Below are 23,880 nucleotides of genomic sequence, written 5' to 3'. Positions count from 1 at the left end.
CACGCGCACGCTTTCGGATCAGGCATTAAGATCAATTCGCAGCCAGTATCGGAGCGCCACATGTCTATTCCACAATCCGGCGGCGGGCCGATTGAACGTTACGAACAGATGGCTGAATATCTGGCGGACGGATGCAAACCCAAAGACGACTGGCGCATCGGGACTGAGCATGAAAAATTTGGCTATTGCGCTGATACGCTGAAGCCCTTGCCCTATGACGGGCCGCGGTCGATCAAGGCCATTCTTGAAGGGTTGCGCGATGGGTTTGGCTGGGCCCCCGTGCTTGAAGGGGACAACATCATCGGCCTGGAAAAAGACGGCGCGAATGTCAGTCTGGAACCGGGCGGACAGTTGGAGTTGTCAGGCGCACCGCTGCAAACGATCCACGAGACCTGCGACGAGGTGAACGTTCACCTGCGCGAAGTGCAAACTGTGGCGGACAAGATCGGCGCGCGATTTATTGGCTTGGGTGCGGCACCGGAATGGACGCACGATCAGATGCCAATGATGCCCAAGGGGCGTTATAAGCTGATGACGGATTATATGGACCGGGTCGGCACGCATGGAAAACAGATGATGTACCGGACCTGTACGGTGCAGGTGAACCTGGATTTCGCATCCGAAGCCGACATGGTGCAAAAACTGCGCGTCGCTATCGCATTACAGCCCGTCGCCACGGCTTTGTTCGCGAATTCGCCCTTTTTCGAAGGTAAGCCTAATGGTCACAAAAGCTGGCGGTCACGGATTTGGCGGGATCTGGATGCGGACCGTACGGGCATGACACCTTTTGTTTTCGAAGATGGCTTTGGCTTTGAACGCTGGGTCGAATACGCGCTGGATGTGCCGATGTATTTTGTCTATCGCGATGGGAAATACATCGACGCACTGGGGCAATCGTTTCGGGACTTTCTAAAAGGTGAATTGCCCGCACTGCCTGGTGAGAAACCGACTTTGTCCGACTGGGCCGACCATCTGACGACGCTGTTTCCCGAAGCGCGGATCAAAAAATTTATCGAAATGCGTGGGGCGGATGGGGGCCCCTGGCGGCGCTTGTGCGCGCTGCCCGCATTTTGGGTCGGGTTGACCTATGATCAGGGTGCGTTGGACGCGGCAACTGATCTGATCAAAGACTGGGATGCGGATACACGGCAATGTCTGCGGATTGCGGCATCGGAACAAGGATTGCAGGGGCAGGTGAATGGCCTGCACTTGCATGATCTGGCGCGCGAGGCCGTGGCGATTGCTGATACTGGTCTGAAGGCGCGGGCGCGACCGGGGGCCGGGGGTATGATCCCGGACGAGACACATTTTCTGAATGCTTTGAAGGAAACAGTAGAAAGTGGCAAAACCCCTGCGGATGAATTGCTTGGGCATTATCATTCTGATTGGGCGGGTGATTTGAAACAGATCTATCGCGAATACTCATACTAATTAAAATTTTATTAACCATACACGCAATAAGTGTGATGACTCGCGTCAAAATGCCTGGACTTTTTTTGACGCTTCGTTTATGAAAGTTTGCGGGGCGTTGGCGTAAGTTAGGTGTTTTATGTCTGTAAAGTCTATTTTTTCAAAAGTCAGTCTGCCCTTGGCAATGGTTGTTATGCTGTGTTCCGCACAATCTGCATTTGCAGGGTCAGCCAAAATTCAATTGCGCAGTAATGATGGCACGACCATTCTGGTCGGTGATCTGATTGATTTCTCAAATGGTGCTTTTACGATCCGCACAGATCTTGGCGATATTCTGATCCCAAAGCATTTGGTGACTTGTAAGGGCGAAGCATGCCCGATTGCCCCCGGTGTTCGGTTCAACATCGACGCATAGTCATAGCGCCATAGTGTGACCTGAAATCGACGCATGTCCTGCGACAAACATGCTGTATGATATAATCCAATATGACACAGACGCAGACTTGGCTATAACGACAGTGGATTCGTAACAGGCACCTTATTTTATGACAGTACTTTCACCATTTGATATCGACCGAAAACCAGATATTTCGCTGGGCAAGCATCTTATTGTAGAGTTTCAGGGCGCCATATCTTTGGAAGACCCGAACCCCGTTGCGCAGGCTATCAAAGTTGCTGCAGAAAAAGCGGGCGCCACGGTTCTGGATGTAAAGATGCATAATTTTGGCGAAGGGCAGGGCGTTACAGGCGTAGCACTTTTGGCAGAATCGCACATCAGCATCCATACTTGGCCGGAACATGGTTATGCAGCGATTGACGTGTTCATGTGTGGTGATGCCGATACATCGCTGAGCATTGATCATTTGCGCGCGTTTTTCAAACCGCAAAGCGAATCTGTTGTTGTGTTGAACCGTGGTTGTTCCATCGCCCATCGGCCTGCCCCTGAATGACATCAGACCCAAAAGGGGCTGAGACATCGGGCTTTTTCCCCGTCACCGTTGCATTGATCCTGGCAGGAAGTGCCGCGTTTTATATCTGGGGTCCGGGTGGATTTGCGGTTCCTGCGGCGCCGCTGACGGACCGATTTGGCATGGCGTTGGCCAATATCTTTCGCCATGGCACGCAGATGCATTTGCTGGGCAACATGGTTTTGATCGGATTTGCGGGCTATTTTATCGAAACGCGCACCAATGCGTTGTTTTTGATTACACTGGCCGTTGTTGCCGCATTTGTTGGCACCGCCCTTGAGCTTTATTTGGTCGATGATCGGTTTGTGGGTCTGTCGGGAATAGCCTATGCCATGGCAGCTTTTGCCTTGTGCAGCCCGAAAAAGACCGGTCTTAATCCGGTTTGGGCCTTGATTATTGCAGGGGCTGCGGTGTTCGAAACCGTACATCAGTGGTCAGAAATTGCCGTCTTTGTTCATATCGGCGGCGCAGTTACCGGAGGAGTGTTCGCAATGTTGGGTGGTTTGTTTGGTGGCGGCGGTCCGCGTCTGAAGCCGATGGAATTCAAGCATCTTCGGTATGTGATCGACATCATAAATGAAACAGATGAGGACGACGCGGCCGAGGCCGAGGAAGATTTGCTGGAGAGCCAGTTTGCGAATATGTTTGTGCTACTGGAACGGGGCAATGTGCTGGGTGTGACCGGCTATTCACCGATCGAAGACACCGATAAGGCGGTTTGGCTGTCGTGGACCTATTTGGCGAAAATGCATCGCGGTCAGGGGCTTGGCAAATTGATGGTGAATGATTTGCTGAAATCACTGGCCGATCAGGGTGCGCGCAAGATGTTCATTTCGACCAGCGATTACACCGAAGACGGGGTCGATATCTATGCCGACGCGCGTGCCTTTTATCAGTCGCTTGGCGCGTTTGAGGAATTGCGCGTGCCCGCCTATCACAGCGCGGATGAGGCCAAGATTATCTATGGGTTGATCAATTCCGAAGCTGTGCCTGCGCGGGCCGAGGATTTTCCGCCTGCAAAGGGCGTGACATTCACCGGCGCGCCGCAAGCGCCCGAATCCGAAGGCGGGGCTGCGCTGACGTGGAAAGAGGAAGGGATCGGTGTGAATGGTCTGGCCGAAGTGATCCGAAAAGCGCAAGCCGGTGGCGCACGTATTCTTGTGACGTCTTTGCCACAAGACATCTCGGCTTTGGCCGCACCTGATCTTGAACACTATGGGTTTGAAAAGGTTGGAAGTCTTGCCGATTATTATGCTGTAGGAGAGGCGCAGGACTGGTGGACATATCGTCTCAAATAACCAATTCTTACAGATATGCCTTTTCAATCGTTTTTCCACTATTATAAGATAAAATCAGACACATAAACTTTATAGGTACAGTACTATGGGAAATATTAAGGGTATTATTGGTCTTGGCGTTGTTGCGCTGGTTGGCTATTTTTTCATTTTTGGCGATAAATCTGAACAATCTGCGGATTTGGGACAGGTTTTGGATCGCACTGAATTTGTTGTTGTGAACTATCACAATTATCTGGAAAAAAATAATATCACCGGCGAACTTCCTGCTGAAAACATGACGGAATTCACCGAGTACTTCGCGTCTATTCTGAATGCGGATCCGCGCTTTTATGATCAGCCCCTTGGCCTGAGCATGAAAGAAGATGCGTCGTTTCTGGCCTTTGCTGACAAAAACGTAAACAACGTTCAGGACGATGGCGAAGGCGATGTTTTCACGGTTGAGATCGATTCCGAAAATAACCGTCTGATCGCAACAGATGTGGCAGGAAATTCATCTGATCTGCGTTTTTCAGGCACAGGGTTTCTGGCAGGCGCTTTGATCGGCAGCATGTTAAGCCGTCAGCGCGCTGCGGGTGTGACACCGGGGTCGTTCAACGACCGGAAAACAACACCGCGTTCAAGCTATAAAGCACCGTCCAGCGCAAGATCACGCGCGCGGTCCGGTGGTGTTGGCACAGGCAAATAAGCCAAGGCTGACATAACCTGAAATAGGGACCCCGGAGCGTTGCCGCGCTTCGGGGCATTTTTATGACTGATATCACTTCATCTGACGAAACATACGAAAACTTGCCTGCCAAACAGGCCACGATCCTGTTGATGTCAATCACTGTCGTGGCGATGTGCGGGATCGTGTACGAGCTGATCATCGGAACGGTCTCCAGCTATCTGCTGGGCAATTCGGTGTATCAGTTTTCGCTGACCATTGGCTTTTTCATGTTTGCCATGGGGATCGGGTCGCATCTGTCCCGCTATATTCGCGGGCGCCTGATCGAGGCCTTTATTTATGTCGAGGTCGCGCTGGCGTTGCTGGGCGGTTTATCCAGCATCACGCTGTTCATGATGTTTCCCTTTGCGCCGTGGATGTACCAAGTTGCGATGTTTTCGCTGATCTTCAGCATTGGTACATTGGTCGGACTGGAAATTCCGCTGCTGACACGGGTTCTGTCTGCGCGTAAAGGCACGCGCAGTTCTATCGCGGATGTCATGTCGCTGGATTATATCGGGGCGTTGTTCGGATCTGTCGCCTTTCCGCTATTGTTGCTGCCGTCGCTTGGGCTGATCACCGCGTCTTTTGCCATTGGTTTGATCAATATCGCGGTGGCTTTGCTGAACGTGATCTGGTTGCGGGAATATCTGCGGTCGCCAAAGCTGACGCTATATATCGTGTTGGGCATGTTCGGACTGCTGGTTTTGCTGACGGCGATGGCCACACGCATCACGGCCTATGCGCAGCAGCACCTGTATTTTGATCAGATCGTTTGGCAAAAGCAGACGCAATATCAGTCGCTGGTCATCACCAACACCTGGAAACGCAATGATTTCCGGCTGTTTATTGACGGACACCTGCAGTTTTCCGAATTCGACGAACATCGTTACCACGAGGCATTAGTGCACCCGGTGCTAAGCTGGACAGGTCCGTCAAAGAACGTATTGGTTCTGGGCGGTGGCGACGGTCTGGCCGTGCGTGAAATTCTGAAACACGAGGATGTCGAGCGGATTGACCTGGTGGATATCGACCCTGAAATGACACGACTGGGTCGGGATTTTGCACCATTGGTTCAGATGAACGGCGGCAGCCTGTCGTCGGACAAAGTGCATCTGTATAATCAGGATGCGTTCGTTTTCATCCAGCAGACCGACCGCGTATATGACAAGGTGATCATCGATTTCCCCGATCCCCATAACGAAGCGATTGCCAAGCTGTATTCGGTGGAATTTTACACGATGTTATCCCGGCGCATGTCGGATCGCAGCCTTCTGGTAAGCCAAAGCACATCCCCCTATTTCGCACGCAATACCTATTGGACGATTGCCGAAACGATGGAGGCGGTCTTTCCCAAGACGACGCATTATACTATATCGATTCCGTCTTTTGGTGTTTGGGGGTTTAACATCGCCCATAAATCCCAAGGTGAAACCCTTGGCCCCATGCCAGAGGGATTGCAGTTTATGTCCGATCAAGTTTTTGCGGCATCAACCGTGTTTCCGGTTGATATCGCCCGCCCCGATAATTTGAAGGTCAATTCGATTTTTGAGCCGGATTTATATCAGGTGTATCTAGCTGATCTGAAATAGACACTAGTACCGGTTTCAGGTTTCGGGCCTAGGCCAGAAATATCCCGACAACCACCAACATCAGCCCCAGCATCGACAAAAACAGTGCACCCAGGTTCAGCGGGATGATTTTTTTCAGCTTTTCCCGTAACACATCATCATCAGACGCAGTTTTCTTGGCGGCCGAGATTTTGAAAATACTGGCAATCACGCCCCCCAGTCCTGCGACTGTGATTGCGGCACCGATCCAAACAAGCCATTCCATCCGTCTCTCCTTTTGACGATTGCGCGCTAACGTAACATCAGGGTCTTCGCAACCCCTTGCAGGACGTAAGGCGGAGCGTTAGTCAGTGACGGCACAGATCAGGAGTTGCCCCATGAGCGATACGTCAACCGATGCCAGCTACCGCGTGACCGCTGACGAACTGCGCCAGTTTATCGAGCGCTATGAACGGCTTGAGGCCGAAAAGAAAGACATCGCTGATCAGCAGAAAGAGGTCATGGCCGAAGCCAAGGGGCGCGGATATGACACCAAGGTGATCCGTAAAGTGATTGCGTTGCGCAGGCGTGATGCCGAAGACATCGCCGAAGAAGAAGCCGTGTTGGACATGTATAAGCAAGCTTTGGGCATGTCCTGAGCCGAATTTTATAAAAGGAGAGGTCCGCATGGGCTTTAAAATGGGCATCGTGGGGCTGCCGAATGTAGGCAAATCAACGCTTTTCAATGCGTTGACCCGGACGGCCGCGGCACAGGCAGCGAATTTTCCGTTTTGCACGATTGAACCGAACGTGGGCGAGGTTGCGGTGCCGGATGCGCGACTGGATAAGTTGGCGGCCATTGCGGCATCCAAGGAAATCATCCCGACGCGGATGACGTTTGTGGATATCGCGGGGTTGGTCAAAGGGGCCAGCAAGGGCGAAGGGCTGGGCAATCAGTTTCTGGCCAACATTCGCGAGGTCGACGCGATTGCGCATGTGCTGCGGTGTTTTGAAGATGGCGATGTGACCCATGTCGAAGGGCGCGTTGATCCGGTGTCGGACGCGGAAACCATCGAGATGGAATTGATGCTGGCCGATATGGAGTCGATCGAAAAGCGTATGCAAAACGTGGTGCGCAAGATCCGGGGCGGTGACAAAGACGCAGTGCAGCAGGAACGTTTGTTGAAAATGGCGTTGCAGGCGCTTGAAAATGGGCAGCCTGCGCGGGTGGTGGACGTTGACGAGGAAGACGCCAAAGCCTGGAAATTGCTGCAGCTTTTGACGACGAAGCCGGTGCTTTATGTGTGTAATGTGGGCGAGGCCGAGGCCGCCGATGGCAATGCGCATTCGGCGAAAGTGGCGGAAATGGCCGCGGCGCAGGGAAATTCACATGTGATTATATCGGCCCAGATCGAGGAGGAAATCAGCCAGCTTGATCCGGACGAGGCCGAGATGTTTCTGACGGAAATGGGCCTGACCGAAGCTGGATTGGATCGGTTGATCCGTGCCGGGTACGAATTGCTGCACCTTGAAACCTATTTCACCGTCGGCCCCAAGGAAGCGCGCGCCTGGACGATCAAACAGGGCACGCTGGCGCCGCAGGCGGCGGGCGTTATTCATGGGGATTTCGAAAAAGGCTTTATTCGCGCCGAAACCATTGCTTATGATGATTTTGTGGCTTTGAACGGCGAACAAGGTGCCAAAGAAGCTGGCAAGATGCGGGCAGAAGGTAAGGGATATCAGGTCAAGGACGGTGACGTTCTGCATTTCCTTTTTAATACTTGATGAAAAAACTGATAATTGACACCGATCCCGGGATTGATGATGCCATCGCGCTTTTCTTTGCAAGCGGTGCCCCGGATATTGATCTGCTTGGGCTGACGACAGTTTTTGGAAATGTCACGACCGATCAGGCGACGCGCAATGCGCTTTATCTGGCCGAGATGGCCGAGTTGGATATCCCAGTGGCGAAAGGGGCTGTTAAGCCTTGGATTTTACCGCCCTTTCCACCAGTATCGCGCATTCATGGCGATTTTGGTATGGGCGATGTGGTTGCCACAACACCCCTAAAACGACCGATTGATCAGACTGCTGACGAATATCTGGTGCATATGGCGCAGGAACATAAGGGTGAACTGACGGTTTGTGCCCTTGGCCCGCTGACCAATATTGCTGCAGCGATACGGCGTGATCCATGGTTTGCCCAGAATTGTGCGCAGATTGTCATCATGGGCGGATCTGTCGATGCAGGCGGGAATATCACTGACCATGCTGAGGCGAATATTTATCACGACCCCCATGCGGCAGCTGAGGTATTCGCATCAGGCGCGAATATCACGATGATCGGCCTGGATGTGACCCATAAGATCCAGTTTTCAGCCAGTGATTTTTCGAATGTCGCTTGGAATGCGCCCAAACTTGGCGGTCTACTGCAGCAGATGAGTTATCATTATATCAAGTTCTATCAGACTGTTGGTAAATTCGACGGCTGTTCGATGCACGATCCAACGGCGGTTCTAGCATGTACGCATCCGGGTCTTTTCAAAATGCGCGATACGGCGATTGATGTGGTTTGTTCCGGCAACGCCATCGGCCAGACAATCGCCCGGCCGATCAAAGGCAGGTCGATTATCAAGGCAGCGATCTATGCGGATGTGCCGCAAGTCAAGGCGCTGTTGCATGATCGCCTGGGGCGTTTGCCGTAACCAGCGTTATCTTACTTTTTGCTGCGATGCGGTCGCGCATTGCCGCCACTTGTCGGTTTTCCACCGCTGTTTTTTCCAGTCTGTGCCCGAAATTTGTTTTTCTTGCTGGATGGTTTTCCAGCGGGCGGGGGTGCCCCTTTTGGTTTGCGATCGCCTTTATAGCCAGATTTTTCGGGTTTAAAGCCGTCTGACTTTGGTGTGGCGGACCTGTTCGCTTTGTCGCGTTCTTCTTTGGACCAGCGTGGTTTTTTGAACTTTGGCGTCTGCGCGTCTGATTTTGGCGCATCCCTTTGGGGCGCAGGGCGGTCTTTTGAGTACGTTTTTTTCGGATGATCCGGCCGATCTGTCTTTTGATAGGGCGGTTTGCGATCGCGGGGCTTCGGGCTGGGGCCTGCGCGCTTTTCATTGGCGATGGCCGGTGGCGTATCCAGTTTGGTCAGTTTGGTGTCGCCTTCAATCATCATATCGGGGCCGATTGCGGTCAGAAATGCCGAAACGCTGCTTTTGCGGATTTCGACAAAAGATGTATCCTGCCCAATTCGGATTGCGCCAATGTCGTCTTTGGTCACGTTGCCCGCCGTGCACAACATGGGCAAAAGGCGGCGGGGTTCGGCGCCTTGGGCGCGACCACCCGACAGGGAAAACCATGTGCTTGGACCAAAGGCCGCACGCGGTTTGGGGGCGGCATCGGCTGCGGATAAATCTTCGGGTGCGGAATGCTTGCTTTTGTAAAGACGCAGATACGCAGCTGCGATTTGCTGGGCAGAAAACTGATCCATCAGCTTTTGTATGATGGGTGTTTCGGTTTCTGTGATGTTTTCCTGCCATGCAGGGTCTGCCAGCATTCGGTCTTCGTCACGCGCACTGACCGCATCTGCTGACGGGGCCAAGCCCCATTCCGCCTTGAGCTTGGCCATGTTCAGAATGCGTTCGGCTTTTTTGCGTGATTTTGGTGGTACAATCAGTGCGCTGACCCCTTTACGACCGGCGCGTCCGGTCCGGCCGGATCTGTGCAGAAGGGTTTCGTGGTTTGTTGGCAATTCAGCGTGGACCACCAGATCAAGATTGGGCAGATCGATCCCGCGTGCGGCGACATCGGTCGCGACACAGACCCTTGCCCGCCCGTCCCGCATGGCTTGCAGCGCGTGGGTGCGTTCGTTCTGCGACAGTTCACCAGACAGGGCGACAACGGAAAATCCGCGATTTGACAGGCGCGTGGTCAACCGGTTCACCATGGCGCGCGTGTTGCAAAATACGATGGCATTTGGGGCCTCGTAATAGCGCAGCACGTTGATAATCGCGTTTTCGCCGTCGCGGTCCGACACATTCATCGCGTGATATTCGATGTCGGCGTGTTGCGACGTTTCGGATGTGGTCGTAACGCGCACGGCGTCTTTTTGATAGCTTTTGGCCAGATTGGCGATGGCGCGGGGCACAGTGGCGGAAAACAAAAGCGTCTGGCGGGTGTCAGGCGCTTCGCCCAGAATGAATTCAAGATCTTCGCGAAAGCCCAGATCCAGCATTTCATCAGCTTCGTCCAGAACAACAGCTTTTAGGCTGCCAAGGTCGATGGAACCACGCATGATGTGGTCGCGCAATCGGCCGGGTGTGGCGACAACCATATGGGCGCCGCGTGACAGTGCACGGCGTTCATCGCGCATGTCCATGCCGCCCACGCAGGATGCCAAAACAGCGCCCGCGTCAGCATAAAGCCAGCTTAGTTCGCGTTTTACCTGGATGGCCAATTCACGGGTTGGTGCAATCACCAAGGCCAATGGTTGTGCTGCTGTCGCGAAATGATCGCCTTCGCCCAAGACTGTTGAGGCAATGGCCAGGCCGAAGCCAACGGTTTTGCCGGACCCGGTTTGTGCGGATACCAGTAAATCGGCCCCGTCCAAATCTGGTTCTGTGACGGCCTGCTGTACAGGTGTCAGTTTGTCGTATCCACGGCGTTCAAGGGCATCTGAAAGAGTTTTTTTCACGTTGGGCTTTTTTCTATGGTTTGTCATCACAAGGGATGATGCGTCGTTGGGTGCCGAAGGCAGGCCATTATGGGCGATTGTCAGCACCTAAGGTCTTTTTGATCAAATGTATAGCCAGTGATCATACGACGTTGGGTTTTGTTATAATGCCATTGAATTTGAAGGATACAGGCCTGAGCACGACATCTTTCATGCCTAATTTGGTTGTGGTAGATGCTAAAATTAATTGACAGTGTAAACTAATTTTCGTTTCCTTTAGCCAAGGGGGAAACATGCGAACACAAATTGTAATTATCGGTGGCGGGCCGTCGGGGCTTTTGTTGTCACAGCTTTTGCATAAGGCAGGGCTGGATACGGTCGTGCTGGAACGTCAAAGCAGGGCGCATGTCATGGGCCGCATTCGTGCGGGCGTGTTGGAGCAGGGCACGGTTGATTTATTGAACAAAGCGGGCGTCGGGCAGCGTATCGCGACTGAAGGGTACATTCACACGGGTACTTATCTTGCCGCGCAGAACCGCGGATTTCGCATTAACTTCGAAAGCCTGATTGGCAAAACGGTCACTGTGTACGGTCAGACCGAAGTGACGCGCGATCTGTATGCCGCCTGTGATCGAAACGGAAGCGTGGTTATTGATAACGCAGCCCATGTGATGCCGCATGATCTGGAAACGGGTCACCCATATGTCAGCTATAATAAAGATGGGCACAATCATCGCATTGATTGCGATTTCATCATTGGCTGTGATGGGTTTCACGGTGTGTCGCGCAAACAGATCCCATCACAGATTTTAAAGGAGTACGAGAAAATCTATCCTTTTGGCTGGTTGGGTGTTTTGTCTGAAACGCCACCCGTCAGTGATGAACTGATCTATGCCAACCATTCCCGTGGGTTTGCGCTGTGTTCGATGCGAAATGATAATCTAAGCCGCTATTATCTGCAGGCGCCGGCAGATGACCCGTTGGAAAAATGGGAAGATGGTATGTTCTGGGATGAATTGCGCCGCCGTATTCCAGAAAGTGCAGCCGATACCCTGGTCACCGGGCCATCCATCGAAAAAAGTATCGCGCCTTTGCGATCATTTGTGGCCGAACCGATGCAATGGGGGCGGCTTTTTCTGGTGGGGGATGCGGCACATATCGTGCCGCCGACCGGTGCCAAGGGTCTGAACCTGGCTGTCAGTGACGTGCATTATCTTTCAAATGCGTTGATCCGGCATTATCAAGGTGATGATGAAGGCATTGATACATATTCAGCACGTGCGCTGGCCCGTGTGTGGAAAGCGATCCGGTTCAGCTGGTGGTTTACGACAATGATGCACCGTTTTCCGGATCAATCGGCTTTTGATCAGAAAATTCAGGAAAGTGAAATCCTGCATCTTGAACAATCGCATGTGGCGCAGGCAAGCTTTGCCGAGAATTATGTGGGATTGCCTTTTGAGCCGTGATCAGACCCTTGAACGCAATGGTATTAAACTGTTCGTTCGCGAAGATGGCGATGCGAATGGTGCAGCCGTGGTTTTTGCAAATTCCTTGGGTACGGATTTGCGCCTTTGGGATCAGATTATCCCGCTGTTGCCAGATGGGCTGCGCATCGTGCGGTATGACAAACGCGGGCATGGGCGATCGTCTGTTCCACCGGCACCCTATGCGATGGGTACGCTGGTTGGGGATGCTGAGTTTATTCTGGATCAGTTGAATATTCGCGATTGCGTTTTTGTGGGGCTGTCTATTGGGGGCATGATTGGTCAAGGGTTGGCTGTCAAGCGGTTGGATCAGGTCCGTGGGCTGGTTCTGTCGAGCACGGCTGCCAAAATTGGTACGAAAGAGATGTGGCAGGATCGTATGGATGCGATGCGTCTGAATGGGATTGATGCCATGGCCAACGATATACTTCAGCGATGGTTCAGCATGGATTTTCTCCAGCACGGTGATCTGCCTTTTTGGCGCGCTATGCTGGTCAATACGCCATTGCAGGGGTATCTTGGATGTTGTGCGGCCATTCAGGGCACGGATTTTTACACGCCGACCAGTGGCTTGCGTTTGCCGACGCTTGGCATTGCAGGCAGCGAAGACGGGGCCACGCCGCCTGACCTGGTGCGCGAAACGATTGACCTGATCCCCGGGTCTAGGTTTCAATTAATGCGCCGTGTGGGACATCTGCCATGCGCTGAACGACCACAGGACTATGCACGTCTGTTAACAGAGTTTCTAAAGGAGATCGGCCATGTCTGAACGACACGACAAAGGCATGCAGCGCCGCCGCGCCGTTCTGGGGGATGATCACGTTGACCGTGCTAAGGCAGCCCAAACAGATTTTGATGCACCCTTTCAGGATTTGATTATCGACAGCGCATGGGGCACGGTCTGGGCGTCGGATGCGATTAGCTTGCGCGAACGATCCATGCTGACATTAGCGCTTTTGGCAGCCACGGGTAATTTTGCGGAAATTCCCATGCATATTCGGGCGACCGCACGCACCGGAGCCAGCAAGGAGGATGTTATCGAAGCCTTTCAACATGTGGCGATTTATGCGGGCGTGCCCAAGGCCAACCGCGCCATTCAGATCGCTAAAGAAACCTATGCGGAGATGGGGCATGATTAAGCCATTGATCCAGCGGGATCACGCACAGCACCCGCCTGCTTACACACCCGGGTATAAATCCAGTGTTGTGCGTTCACCGCGTCTGCCGAAACTATCGATGCCATCGACCAGGACCGAAGAAACAGGTCCGGTTTTTGGGCATGATGTGCTGGGCCCGCAGGACAATAATCTGGTGATAAACTATACCGGCCAGTCCGCCATAGGCGAGCGGGTCATTGTGCACGGAAGGCTTTTGGATGCAAATGCCAACCCCATAGCTGGCGCGTTGATTGAAATTTGGCAGGCCAATGCGGGTGGGCGGTACAGGCATAAAAAGGATGGCTATCTTGCGCCGCTTGATCCCAATTTTGGCGGATGCGGGCGCACGATTACGGATGATCAGGGGCGATACGAGTTTTTGACGGTCCGCCCCGGTGCTTATCCCTGGCCCAATACAGTCAATGACTGGCGACCGATGCATATCCATTTTTCGGTTTTCGGCCATGCCTTTGGGCAGCGTTTGATCACACAGATGTATTTCGAAGGTGATCCGCTAATTGCGCGCTGTCCGATCGTGAATACTATTCCCGATCCTGCAGCAATTGATCGGCTGATTGCGCCGCTGGATATGGCGTGTGCGATGCCGATGGATGCGTTGGCCTATAAGTTTGATATTGTTCTGCGCGGGACCCGCCAGACAATGTTCGAAAACCGGCCAGAGGGGCTGTGACATGCCACAATCATTGCTGCTTTTGCCTGAAACACCCAGCCAAACGGCGGGACCATATGTGCATATTGGCTGTGTGCCGAACCATGCCGGGATCAGCGGGATATATGCGGATGATCCGGGGCAATCTCCTTTTGCCAAAGATGCCGCCGGAAAACGGATCACCGTAACAGGATCTGTGTTTGATGGCACGGGTGCCGCATTGAATGATGTGATGTTGGAAAGCTGGCAGGCTGATGGTGATGGAATCTATGCGCCCTATCAGGGATGGGCGCGGATGGTTGCAGATGCGCACACCGGTCAGTGGCAATTGGACACCATCAAGCCTGGCCCGGTGGGTCCACAAGCCCCACATATAGCGCTTTGGATTGTCGCGCGTGGCATTAATCTGGGGCTTTTGACGCGGGTCTATTTCGAAGGGGATGATCAATTGACTGATCCGCTGCTGTCGCGCATTGATCCGGTCAGACGTGTGAATACCCTGATCGCCCAGGAAACTGATCCAGGATGCTATCGCTTTGACATCCACCTGCAGGGCGATCAGGAAACGGTGTTTCTGGATATTTAATTTAGGAAGGTAAACCGATGGCGGCTAGCGTTTATGACAGTTCCCTTTATCGTGATCTGTTTGGTGACGCTGATGTGGGCCGTTTGTTCAGCGATACCGCCGAGGTGCGTGCGATGATGCTGGTCGAAGGGGCTTTGGCCAAAGTGCAAGGTAAGCTTGGTATTATTCCGGAACTCAGCGCGCAGGCCATTCACCGCGCCAGCCTTGAGATCCAGATCGACCCTGGCGCGTTGGCTGCTGAAACAGGCACAAGTGCCGTTGCGGTTCCCGCGCTTGTCAAAGCGTTTCGCAAGGAAATGCAGTCCCCGGATCACGCGCAATATATTCATTGGGGTGCGACGTCGCAAGACATTATAGACACAGGTCTTGTGTTGCGCCTGCGGCAGGTTCTGACAATATTTGAAGTGCGGTTGCGTGCAGTTTTGCGTGATCTGGGCCAGCTGTCTGACACGCATGCAGACCTTGTGATGGCAGGCAGGACATGGGGGCAAGTCGCGACGCCGACGACCTTTGGGGCCGTGACGGCAGGTTGGGGGCGGCCATTGCTGCGGTTGCAGGGCAAGATGCCTGCCCTGCGGTCTGATTTGCTGAATGTCAGCCTTGCGGGTGCTGCGGGGACATTGTCGACCATGGGAACAAAGGGTCCTGATGTGCGCAAAGCCCTGGCCCAAGCGCTTGATCTTAGCGACCCGGGTGGCAGTTGGCACAGCGCGCGCGACGGAATTACGGGGTTTGCGGCATGGATGACTCAGGTCACTGTATGTTTGGCCAAGATGGGCGAAGATCTGATTTTCCTGTCGCGATCCCATATGCCAGAGGTCAGCATCGGGCTATCAGGTGGGTCATCGACCATGCCACAAAAACAAAACCCGGTCATGCCAAACGTGCTTGTCGCGATTGCAAATCATGTTGTTGCGCTGAACAGCGCCGTTCAGGGTGCTGCAATACATCGTGAACAACGCGATGGGGCCGCTTGGATGACAGAATGGATGAGCTTGCCGCAGATGTGCATGGGTTTGGCGCGGGCATTGACCGTATCAGATCAGATCGTATCGCAGTTGAGTCCATTGCCGGATCATATGGCAGCAGGTTTGGATTCTGGATTGGGCCTGATCTATGCTGAAGCACTTAGCTTTGCACTGACAGACCACATGCCACGACCAGAGGCGCAGATGAAAGTCAAAGAACTGTGCAAGGCAGTAATGGAAACGAATACATCTTTTAAAGACCTGGCAACACAGGAATGGCCCGAATTTGATCTGTCGCATGCTTTTGATCAAAGCAGGCAAGTGGGGCAGGCCCCTGCCGAGGCCAGATCGTTTTCAGAGGACGTCAAACAGCTATAGCCGATTTTTCTTTCCTTCTTTTCTGTCACGCTTTAGGGGTGAACATGGTTCAGATTGTGGGGATAAGATGGCCGGGAAAGTTGAAAAACGCCGTGAAGATCTGCGCGTCAGATTAATTGAGATTGCTGAAAAACGCATTTCAGAGGGTGGGATTACGCATGTTCGCGCCCGTGATCTGGCGACCGAGGCGGAATGTGCGGTGGGTGCGATCTATAATGTTTTTGGTGATCTGAACGATATCATTATTGCCGTGAATGGGCGTACATTCAGCCGGATCGGCAAAACAGTGGCTGCCAGTATCAAAGATCAAGATGATCTGTCGCCAACTGATGTTTTGATCAAGATGAGCCATGCGTATCTGCATTTCGCCTCTGAACATAAAAACGAATGGCGCACGCTTTTTGATTTACAGATGTCAATCGACCGCGATGTGCCCGATTGGTATATGGCCGAATTGCAGCGACTGTTTCAGTTCATTTATAAGCCGTTGCAGCAGGTATTTCCGGATATGTCAGAAACGGATTTGGCGTTAATGACGCGTTCCTTGTTTTCATCAGTGCACGGTATTGTATTGCTTGGCCTTGAACGCCGCATTTCTGCTGTGCCGACCGAAGAATTGGAACGCATGATTGAAATGGTTTTACGCAAGGTCACAGAAAAATAACCTGAACGCCGTTCATTTTTCTTGAAGCGCGTTCAAAAGTATTTATATACCTTTTCATGAACAATGTTCAGAATAGGGAGCGACAGATGTTCGCAACATTTAGAACTTTAATTACAGGCGCAAATGTGCGCGCAGAAGAACGTGTAAGAGATACTTATGCGATTGAGCTTATTGATCAGAAAATCCGGGAAGCCGAAGCTAGCTTGAAGGCTGCCAAAGGCACTTTGGCCAGCATTATTCAACGGCATCGTGCTGAAATGCGTCAGGTTGACGGGCTGAAAAGCCGTGTTGAAGATATGATCCAACGCGCAATCCAAGCGCTTGAGGCCGAGCGTGAAGATCTTGCAAGCGAGGCTGCCCACGCCATTGCAAACATGGAAAATGAGTTGGAAATCCGTCAGCAGACTGTTGAACGACTGGATCACAAGATCATTCGGCTGCGTCAATCGGTTGAAGCTGGACAGCGCAGAATTATTGACCTGAAGCAGGGTGCGATTACGGCACGCGCTGTGCGTCGCGAACAGGACATGCAATCAAAATTGAATACAACGATTACCAGCACGTCCAGCATTGAAGAGGCCGAAGACCTGATTGCCCGTGTTCTGCAACGTGATGATCCGTTCGAACAGTCAGAGATTTTGCACGAAATTGATCAAGGTCTGAACCACGAAACGCTTGCCAGCCGCATGGCCGATCAGGGCTTTGGATCCGCCAATAAATCAACCGCCAAGGACGTTCTGGACCGCCTTAAGGCCAAGAAATAATTCAATCAGTTAAACCGAAGGAGACCGAACATGATCGGACAAAAAACATCAGACAACACAGTGATTATGCTTTTCAACCTGGCGGGTGTGGCAATTGCATATGGAATGCTTGGACTATCGCTGTATATGTCGCCTGATGTGCCACTATCGACCAAGGGGTTTTGGGGTATTGGTGTGTTAATGCTGTCGTTAAGCTTGGTGAATTTCGTGAAATATCGCTTCGACGAGAAGATCCGCGAAGATCGCATTCAACAGCTTGAAACAGCGAAAAATGAAAGAATATTGCAAGACTTTGTAACTGCTGACAAAGCCGCGTAAACGACGAAATGAATTGGCCCCGCAATCACTGCGGGGCCTTTTTATTTAACCTGGGATTTTGGTTTTACGCAGATAAGGCAGAACCGCATCAAAATCGCCAAACTTTGCTTTCGCATCAGCATCATTCACTGACGGCGGGATGATCACATCCTGACCTACGGTCCAGTTTGCAGGCGTGGCGACGCCATGTTTCAACGTGGCTTGCAAGGCATCCAATGCACGAAGAATTTCGCCAAAGTTGCGCCCCACTGTCATCGGATATGTCATGGAAAGTTTCAGCTGCTTGTCAGGCCCAATGATAAATACAGACCGCACAGTCGCACTGTCGGCCGGGGTGCGTCCATCGGGCAGATATGCCTCGGCTGGAAGCATGTCGAATAGTTTTGAAACCTTCAGACCTTCGTCTGCGATAATCGGAAAACCTGCTGTGGCGCCAGCGTATCCTTCAATATCGTTTTTCCATTTTTTATGATCTTCGACACCATCCACAGAAACACCGATAACTTTGGTATTTCGGCTGGCCCAGTCATCAGCCAGTTGCGCCACAGCGCCGAATTCGGTTGTGCAAACCGGTGTAAAATCCTTGGGGTGAGAAAACAAAATCGCCCAACTGTTCCCGATCCAATCATGAAAGCTGATTGTTCCCTGATCTGTTTCAGCCGTAAAATCGGGGACTGTATCGTTTATGCGCAAACCCATATCGGATCTCCTTTAAGTGTGTGATCTTGGTCTTTAGATACGTATTGCTGTGGTACTAGCCAGCGTAGGGTCGAAATAAGGATCAACTGTTCTGACCAAAGAAGTCAAAAGATGATACTGTTCCATATTCATCTGAAAATCAGGACAAGCCAAAAGATCAGGCGCGTTCTGAATAGTCCATCGTTTCAGTGTTCACGATGATATCTTCATCCTGACCCACAAACGGGGGGACCATGATTTTAAACCCGTTGTCCAAAATGGCGGGCTTAAAACTTTTGGCAGCCGTCTGACCTTTGATCACCGGCTCGGTCTCAACCACTTTGCAGGTTACCTTTTGTGGTAAGGTGGCGTTCAAAGCTTCTGCGTCGTAATATTCAATGACGACAGTCATGCCATCTTGCAGGAATATCCGACGGTCGCCCAGGATATCGGCAGGCAGTTCGATTTGTTCATAGGTTTCAGTGTCCATGAAAACCAGCATGCCTTCGGATTCGTATAAAAACTGCTGGTCTTTTTGTTCGAGCCGGACCTGCTCAACTTTGTCCGCTGATCTGAAGCGTTCGTTCAATTTTGATCCATTGCGTAGATTACGCAATTCGACCTGTGCGAACGCCCCACCTTTGCCAGGTTTGACGTGATCCACCTTGATGGCAGACCAAAGACCGCCATTGTGTTCCAGAACATTTCCAGGACGAATTTCGTTTCCATTTATTTTGGGCATTGTCTAAACCATGTCAAAAGGTTGAAGAAAAGTTGACAGCACCTATATCTTGCGGGTTATAACCTTGCAAGCTGGCTAAATCATGTGGAACAAACTGTCGACTTATGCGTTATATGCATAGCAGACATTCCTAATGAGGAAACCCGAATCATAGCATTTAGGTGGTATCTAGCCTTTAGCCAAAAATGCAAGAGCAAGAATAAGGACGCGCAATGAGAGATTTCGTTGACGGCACAGCATTCAACAATGAGCAGGGGAACCGGTCTCGTAAATTGTTTGCAGCGGTTGTTTTGGCCGCGCTTGATGATGCAATTGCCGATGACAAGAAATATGGTAATGGACCTGAGCAGATCGCTCGTTGGGCCCGGTCACGAGATGGACGCGAAGTTCTGTCATGTGCTGGTATCGACCCAAACGAACGTGTTGTGGCTGGCCTGATGGATTTTGTGTCTAAAGGTGTTCGGACATCTGTGGCGCTTAGCCGTGAAGAAAGCGAACGTAGAAATGCAGCGCAAGCAGAAGCTGCTTGATCTGAACTGACTTTGTTATTGCAAACGGCCCCTTTGTGGGGTCGTTTTGCGTTTGGCACATCAAAACCAAGATACACGGGACACCGCTATGGCAAAGGCGATTATGATCCAGGGAACTGGATCTAATGTTGGAAAGTCCATGATGGTTGCTGGCCTTGCACGCGCTGCGGTGCGCCGTGGTATAAAAGTCGCCCCATTCAAGCCGCAGAATATGTCGAACAATGCAGCGGTCACGCAATGTGGCGGTGAAATAGGGCGTGCGCAAGCGTTGCAAGCTTTGGCTGCGGGTATTGAACCATCTGTGGATATGAATCCGGTTCTTCTGAAACCAGAAAGTGAGACAGGCGCGCAAGTCATCGTGCAAGGCAAATGGACGGGCACAATACGCGCCTTTGGATATACGGATGCTAAGCCTAAGCTTTTATCAAAGGTTATGGACAGTTTTCACAGATTGGCAAAAACGACTGATCTGATTCTTGTAGAAGGGGCTGGCAGTCCTGCTGAAATCAACCTGCGTAATGGTGATATTGCAAATATGGGGTTTGCAGTTGCTGCAAATGTTCCTGTTGTTCTAACTGGCGATATTGATCGTGGCGGTGTAATTGCACAGCTTGTCGGAACGCATTCGATTCTAAGCGATACTGACCGCAATCAGATTGTGGCCTTTTGCGTTAATAAATTCCGTGGTGATGTCAGTCTTTTTATTGATGGCGTGACCGAGATCGAAAAGCGAACCAATTGGCCATGTCTTGGGGTTATCCCGTGGTTTAACGATGCTGCGTTATTGCCAGCAGAGGACGCACTTGATGTGCGATCAATGGGGACGGGCGCATTTAAGGTTGTTGTGCCGCGTCTGTCGCGTATTGCAAATTTTGATGATCTGGATCCATTGGCGGCAGACCCGTCGGTTCAGCTGCAATTCATCGATGCTGGCCATCCGTTGCCGGGCGATGCTGATCTGATTATTTTATGTGGCACAAAATCTACGTTAGAGGAACTGCGGTTTTTCAAAGCCCAGGGCTGGGATGTTGATCTGATGGCACATGTGCGTCGTGGCGGCGCAGTCGTGGGATTGTGCGGTGGATATCAGATGTTGGGCAAAGCGGTACATGATCCTGATGGAATTGAGGGTCAAGCTGGTACTGAGGTTGGGCTTGGATTACTGGATATCGAAACAGTGATGACGCCCCAAAAAAAGGTCAAGCGGGTCAAAGGCTATGACATTCAAAATAACAATACGGTCGCAGGCTATGAAATCCATATCGGCGAAACGACCGGTCCGGATTGTCTAAGACCTTGGCTTATGGTTGATCAACGTGCTGTCGGGGCCGTCTCGGAAAATCAGAAAGTTCGCGGATGTTATGTTCATGGGCTATTTGGTTCTGATGAATTCCGCACATGTTTTTTGAATGCATTGGGCGCCAAGGCGAACATATTCAATCATTTTTCAAATATTGAAAGAACGCTTGATAATCTTGCAGATCATCTTGAGAATTATATGGATGTCGAAAAGTTGCTTGAACTTTCCGGCCCGGTTTAATCCAGTTCCTGGCTTGCTAATGCGCGGTGAATTTCACGTCTGATCAGCTTACGAACATTGCGGGTGATACGTTCGCCCAGTTCGCCCTGCAATTCCTGACGGACAAGTTCGGCCACCATGTCGCGCAAAGACTCTTCGTCAATTGAAATGACTTCCTCGGCTAGAATATCTACAGGCTCATCATCGGCAAAATCATCTTCTTGCTCAACGGTCGCTAATGGTTGGGTCGTCACTTCTTCTTCGATGACTGTATGTGCTTCGACTTTGGTACGATTCGCAGCAGATTTGCCATCAAGCGCCTTAATATCAGAGAAATCTACAATCTGAACGCGAGCACGATCAATAATCGTATCTTGTTTTGCAGGTTGTTTTTCAGTCACCGGGTCACTTTGCCCAATGGCGTTTTGCGCCTTCATAGCTTGGGCAACGCGGTCTGTATCTGATAATACCAGACGTTCCGCGGGACCATTATTGGTTGCTACAACTTGAGGGTCTTCGGCAACTAGCCGCCGAATCGAAGACAGAACATTTTCTATCTCTGTATTTGTGACCGGATCCGACATTATAATATATTGCTCCTGCAAAAAACTTGGCGTCATATTAGCGCCAGAATTCCGTTGCGGCAAGAGAAAGCCTTTATTCTTTACCTAAAGCTCTTAAAACTCGATCAAGCCGTTGCCCTTGCGAGCTGCGATTTACAGGACCATCTTTGACAAGATTATAGTATGCTTGGGGATCATATGTTTGAATTCCAAGGTTCAAATAGTCTGCGGTCAGCAAACCCATTGATGACAAAACGCTATAATATGCCACATATTCCTGTGTGGACGCATCGATTAAGTCATTCTGAGCATTCAATAATTCCTGTTCTGCATCCAGTACATCCAATGTTGTTCTGGCGCCCAACGTGGCTTCTTCGCGAACCCCTTCAAACGCAACACGCGCTGCACGAACCTGTTCGCGGCTTGCAGCAAGGCTGGCGCGTGCAACACGTAAATCAGCGTAAGAATTTCCTACATTTTGTCGAATATCGTGAACAACAATATGCAATCCGGCCCTTTGTTGATCGCGCCTTGCCATCGCCTGACGGATCAAAGAGGATAATCTGCCGCCCTGATATATTGGCTGATTCAGCGTAATAGACAGATTCTGTGAACGGGTGTCGGTATCATTATTTGTTGGCAGGCCGTATGCGCCGTCACGCTCGCGCCCTAGTTGTACACCTGCTGATACGCCCACTGTCGGTCCCAATGCCGCTTTGGCACGCAAGACATCCAAATCGGACGCAGAAACCAATCTTTGCGCGCGACGGATTTCCGGATGGTTTCGTTCAGCAAATTGAGTGGCCGCCTGTTCTGTCTGGGGCACACCTGCCAATGCGGGCGGTTGTGCTAGATTGCCAGGCATGCGTCCAACCGCATTTCGATATTCTTCACGCGCACGCGCCAGCTGCCCCTGAGCCGCCGCCAAATTGCTTCTTGCTGCAGCAAGTCGTGCTTCGGCTTGTGCGACATCGGTACGGGTGATTTCGCCGACTTCAAAACGGTCACGTGCTGCGCGCAACTGTTCGGTGATAACGCGCACATTGTTTTGGCGCAGTCCAACTGTCTGAACTTCGCTACGGACACTCATATAAGCGCTAACGGCGCGCAGCAAAATCTGTTGTTCGACAGATACCAGTGCTTCGCGTGTGGCCAAGACGTTTTCTTTGGCCGAATTTACGGCATATTTTGTCTGGCCATTATCGAAAACCGTAATATCGGCGGAAATACCTAGTGACGCGGACAAAGACCAAGTGTCTGTTGTTGTAGCTGTAAAAACAGATGACCCACCATAGCCAGCGCTCATCGTATAATTTACAACAGGTCTTAATCCTGCAAGGGCCTCGGCGACATTTTCGTCGGCGGCACGTAAGACAGCTTGTTGTTGATCCAGAAGGCCAGAATTTTTATATGCGCCGATCAGTGCATCTGTAAGCGTCTCAGCCTGCGCGGATGCAGCGATAAAGATTGCAACAATTGCTGTTCCAAAACGAAGTTTATAAGTCACTGCCTGCCTACCCATTCTTTTCAAGCGACCGAATAAACGGTAATATCGGGTCTTTCCTTTGTTATTTAGTGACTTTGTCCAGATGTCAAAGCTGAAAGGCCTTAGTGTTCTGAAATCCGCTTAGTATGGGCGCTGTGGCGTTGAATATGAAACGCCAACTGATACCATCGTCTGTTTTATAGCCAATCTTTGCCTGACCAAGCGCACCTTGCATGAAAATACACGCAATTCTGCCGCCTTCTTTCAGTTGATCCAAAATGGGTACGGGCACGGTTTCAACGCCGCCCTGAACAACAATAACATCATAGGGGCCGTGTTTGGCCGCACCATTAGACAATGGGTCAAAGACGACAGCGGCATTGTCGATATTCTGTTCGGATAAATTGGATTGCGCTGCATCGGCCATGATTTCATCATCTTCAATCGCGACTACGGCTTCGGCAATATGTGCGATAACGGCAGAGGAATAGCCAAGACCGCATCCAATATCCAAAACCAGCTCATCATTCTGGATCGCCAACGCATCCAGTAATTTGGCCAATGTCCGTGGCTCAAGCATCATGCGACCATTTCCGATATGCATATTTTCCCCAACATATGCAGCTTCACGCTGTGCATCTGGTACATATTCTTCACGCGGCACCGATAGCATCGCATTGATGATCGGAAACTTGGTCACATCGGATGGCCTGACTTGTGTATCGACCATCATGGTGCGGCGGGCTGCAAAATCGCTCATTTGTCTTCTCGTTTGCTG

At 51.5% G+C, this 23,880-nt stretch carries 27 protein-coding genes; 20 read left to right on the top strand and 7 right to left on the bottom strand.

Annotated elements, in window-relative coordinates; genetic code table 11:
• The first annotated feature begins 60 nt into the window (after positions 1-60).
• The 6 genes from HRQ87_RS15455 (at position 61) to HRQ87_RS15430 (ending at position 5,971) form a co-directional block, all read left to right on the top strand.
• A complete protein-coding gene (locus HRQ87_RS15455) occupies positions 61-1,431 on the top strand; it encodes a glutamate--cysteine ligase (protein WP_174139343.1) in 1,371 nt (456 codons plus the stop codon).
• A gap of 118 nt (positions 1,432-1,549) precedes the next feature.
• Positions 1,550-1,825 carry a hypothetical protein gene (locus tag HRQ87_RS15450; RefSeq protein ID WP_174139342.1) on the top strand — a complete coding sequence of 92 codons (276 nt, stop codon included), beginning with the start codon at positions 1,550-1,552 and terminating at the stop codon, positions 1,823-1,825.
• A 130-nt stretch (positions 1,826-1,955) separates the two neighbouring features.
• Positions 1,956-2,360 carry an adenosylmethionine decarboxylase gene (speD, locus tag HRQ87_RS15445; RefSeq protein ID WP_174139341.1) on the top strand — a complete coding sequence of 135 codons (405 nt, stop codon included), beginning with the start codon at positions 1,956-1,958 and terminating at the stop codon, positions 2,358-2,360.
• A complete protein-coding gene (locus HRQ87_RS15440) occupies positions 2,357-3,676 on the top strand; it encodes a GNAT family N-acetyltransferase (protein WP_174139340.1) in 1,320 nt (439 codons plus the stop codon). The genes speD and HRQ87_RS15440 overlap by 4 nt, the downstream gene beginning before the upstream one ends.
• An 85-nt stretch (positions 3,677-3,761) precedes the next feature.
• Positions 3,762-4,361, top strand: coding sequence for a hypothetical protein (locus tag HRQ87_RS15435; protein WP_174139339.1), 600 nt, complete (start codon positions 3,762-3,764; stop codon positions 4,359-4,361).
• A 62-nt stretch (positions 4,362-4,423) separates the two neighbouring features.
• The gene (locus tag HRQ87_RS15430) at positions 4,424-5,971 is read left to right on the top strand and encodes a polyamine aminopropyltransferase (protein WP_174139338.1); all 1,548 of its coding nucleotides are present in this window, start codon (positions 4,424-4,426) and stop codon (positions 5,969-5,971) included.
• 28 nt (positions 5,972-5,999) lie between these two features.
• Here the strand turns inward: HRQ87_RS15430 and HRQ87_RS15425 are convergent, their stop codons facing one another.
• Positions 6,000-6,215 (bottom strand): hypothetical protein, encoded by a 216-nt coding sequence (locus tag HRQ87_RS15425; RefSeq protein WP_174139337.1) that lies wholly within the window; start codon positions 6,213-6,215, stop codon positions 6,000-6,002.
• Positions 6,216-6,327: 112 nt separating this feature from the next.
• Between HRQ87_RS15425 and HRQ87_RS15420 the strand changes: the two genes are divergently transcribed.
• The 3 genes from HRQ87_RS15420 to HRQ87_RS15410 are packed head-to-tail and all read left to right on the top strand — an operon-like array spanning position 6,328 to position 8,634.
• Entirely contained in the window at positions 6,328-6,588 is a 261-nt protein-coding gene (locus HRQ87_RS15420; RefSeq protein ID WP_174139336.1) for a DUF2312 domain-containing protein, read from the top strand.
• A 28-nt stretch (positions 6,589-6,616) separates the two neighbouring features.
• The gene (gene ychF, locus HRQ87_RS15415; RefSeq protein ID WP_174139335.1) at positions 6,617-7,714 is read left to right on the top strand and encodes a redox-regulated ATPase YchF; all 1,098 of its coding nucleotides are present in this window, start codon (positions 6,617-6,619) and stop codon (positions 7,712-7,714) included.
• Positions 7,714-8,634: a nucleoside hydrolase gene (locus HRQ87_RS15410; RefSeq protein ID WP_174139334.1), complete on the top strand. Its 921-nt coding sequence runs from the start codon at positions 7,714-7,716 to the stop codon at positions 8,632-8,634. Before ychF ends, HRQ87_RS15410 begins: the two co-directional genes overlap by 1 nt.
• A gap of 11 nt (positions 8,635-8,645) precedes the next feature.
• On the opposite strand, the gene HRQ87_RS15405 is transcribed toward HRQ87_RS15410, so the two are convergent.
• Complete coding sequence (locus tag HRQ87_RS15405) at positions 8,646-10,616, bottom strand: DEAD/DEAH box helicase (protein ID WP_174139333.1); 1,971 nt, start codon at positions 10,614-10,616, stop codon at positions 8,646-8,648.
• 272 nt (positions 10,617-10,888) lie between these two features.
• Here HRQ87_RS15405 and pobA point away from each other — a divergent pair, with 272 nt between their 5' ends.
• The 9 genes from pobA to HRQ87_RS15360 all read left to right on the top strand — a co-directional run bounded on the left by pobA (position 10,889) and on the right by HRQ87_RS15360 (position 17,584).
• Entirely contained in the window at positions 10,889-12,061 is a 1,173-nt protein-coding gene (gene pobA, locus HRQ87_RS15400) for a 4-hydroxybenzoate 3-monooxygenase (RefSeq protein ID WP_174139332.1), read from the top strand.
• Positions 12,051-12,848 carry a 3-oxoadipate enol-lactonase gene (gene pcaD / locus HRQ87_RS15395; protein WP_246252321.1) on the top strand — a complete coding sequence of 266 codons (798 nt, stop codon included), beginning with the start codon at positions 12,051-12,053 and terminating at the stop codon, positions 12,846-12,848. The genes pobA and pcaD overlap by 11 nt, the downstream gene beginning before the upstream one ends.
• Positions 12,841-13,218: a 4-carboxymuconolactone decarboxylase gene (gene pcaC, locus HRQ87_RS15390; RefSeq protein WP_174139330.1), complete on the top strand. Its 378-nt coding sequence runs from the start codon at positions 12,841-12,843 to the stop codon at positions 13,216-13,218. Before pcaD ends, pcaC begins: the two co-directional genes overlap by 8 nt.
• Complete coding sequence (gene pcaH / locus HRQ87_RS15385; protein WP_217430471.1) at positions 13,211-13,927, top strand: protocatechuate 3,4-dioxygenase subunit beta; 717 nt, start codon at positions 13,211-13,213, stop codon at positions 13,925-13,927. Before pcaC ends, pcaH begins: the two co-directional genes overlap by 8 nt.
• Before the next feature lies 1 nt (position 13,928).
• Positions 13,929-14,492, top strand: coding sequence for a protocatechuate 3,4-dioxygenase subunit alpha (pcaG, locus tag HRQ87_RS15380; protein ID WP_174139328.1), 564 nt, complete (start codon positions 13,929-13,931; stop codon positions 14,490-14,492).
• A gap of 17 nt (positions 14,493-14,509) precedes the next feature.
• A complete protein-coding gene (locus HRQ87_RS15375; protein WP_174139327.1) occupies positions 14,510-15,838 on the top strand; it encodes a class-II fumarase/aspartase family protein in 1,329 nt (442 codons plus the stop codon).
• 67 nt (positions 15,839-15,905) lie between these two features.
• A complete protein-coding gene (locus HRQ87_RS15370) occupies positions 15,906-16,502 on the top strand; it encodes a TetR/AcrR family transcriptional regulator (RefSeq protein WP_174139326.1) in 597 nt (198 codons plus the stop codon).
• 86 nt (positions 16,503-16,588) lie between these two features.
• Positions 16,589-17,266, top strand: coding sequence for a PspA/IM30 family protein (locus HRQ87_RS15365; RefSeq protein ID WP_174139325.1), 678 nt, complete (start codon positions 16,589-16,591; stop codon positions 17,264-17,266).
• Between the two features lie 30 nt (positions 17,267-17,296).
• Positions 17,297-17,584, top strand: a complete 288-nt coding sequence (locus tag HRQ87_RS15360) for a hypothetical protein (protein WP_174139324.1) — start codon at positions 17,297-17,299, stop codon at positions 17,582-17,584.
• Positions 17,585-17,629: 45 nt separating this feature from the next.
• On the opposite strand, the gene HRQ87_RS15355 is transcribed toward HRQ87_RS15360, so the two are convergent.
• Both HRQ87_RS15355 and efp read right to left on the bottom strand, forming a co-directional pair.
• Complete coding sequence (locus HRQ87_RS15355) at positions 17,630-18,283, bottom strand: peroxiredoxin (protein ID WP_174139323.1); 654 nt, start codon at positions 18,281-18,283, stop codon at positions 17,630-17,632.
• Positions 18,284-18,440: 157 nt separating this feature from the next.
• Positions 18,441-19,004: an elongation factor P gene (gene efp, locus HRQ87_RS15350; RefSeq protein ID WP_174139322.1), complete on the bottom strand. Its 564-nt coding sequence runs from the start codon at positions 19,002-19,004 to the stop codon at positions 18,441-18,443.
• Positions 19,005-19,216: 212 nt separating this feature from the next.
• Here efp and HRQ87_RS15345 point away from each other — a divergent pair, with 212 nt between their 5' ends.
• Together HRQ87_RS15345 and HRQ87_RS15340 are read left to right on the top strand one after the other, a co-directional pair.
• Positions 19,217-19,534, top strand: coding sequence for a DUF6280 family protein (locus HRQ87_RS15345; RefSeq protein ID WP_174139321.1), 318 nt, complete (start codon positions 19,217-19,219; stop codon positions 19,532-19,534).
• Between the two features lie 88 nt (positions 19,535-19,622).
• Positions 19,623-21,074, top strand: coding sequence for a cobyric acid synthase (locus HRQ87_RS15340; protein WP_174139320.1), 1,452 nt, complete (start codon positions 19,623-19,625; stop codon positions 21,072-21,074).
• On the opposite strand, the gene HRQ87_RS15335 is transcribed toward HRQ87_RS15340, so the two are convergent.
• From HRQ87_RS15335 to HRQ87_RS15325, 3 genes are all read right to left on the bottom strand, one after another.
• On the bottom strand, positions 21,071-21,637 hold the full coding sequence (locus HRQ87_RS15335; protein WP_174139224.1) for a hypothetical protein: 567 nt from the start codon (positions 21,635-21,637) through the stop codon (positions 21,071-21,073). The genes HRQ87_RS15340 and HRQ87_RS15335 overlap by 4 nt on opposite strands.
• Positions 21,638-21,710: 73 nt before the next feature.
• Positions 21,711-23,123: a TolC family outer membrane protein gene (locus HRQ87_RS15330; protein ID WP_343035330.1), complete on the bottom strand. Its 1,413-nt coding sequence runs from the start codon at positions 23,121-23,123 to the stop codon at positions 21,711-21,713.
• 85 nt (positions 23,124-23,208) lie between these two features.
• On the bottom strand, positions 23,209-23,862 hold the full coding sequence (locus HRQ87_RS15325) for a protein-L-isoaspartate O-methyltransferase family protein (RefSeq protein WP_174139318.1): 654 nt from the start codon (positions 23,860-23,862) through the stop codon (positions 23,209-23,211).
• Positions 23,863-23,880 lie beyond the last annotated feature (18 nt).

The sequence above is a fragment of the Parasulfitobacter algicola genome (assembly GCF_013315265.1).
In the GTDB taxonomy this organism is placed as follows: Bacteria; Pseudomonadota; Alphaproteobacteria; order Rhodobacterales; family Rhodobacteraceae; genus Parasulfitobacter; species Parasulfitobacter algicola.
Note: the sequence above shows the minus strand (reverse complement) of the source record. Positions and strands in the feature narration are given on the sequence as shown.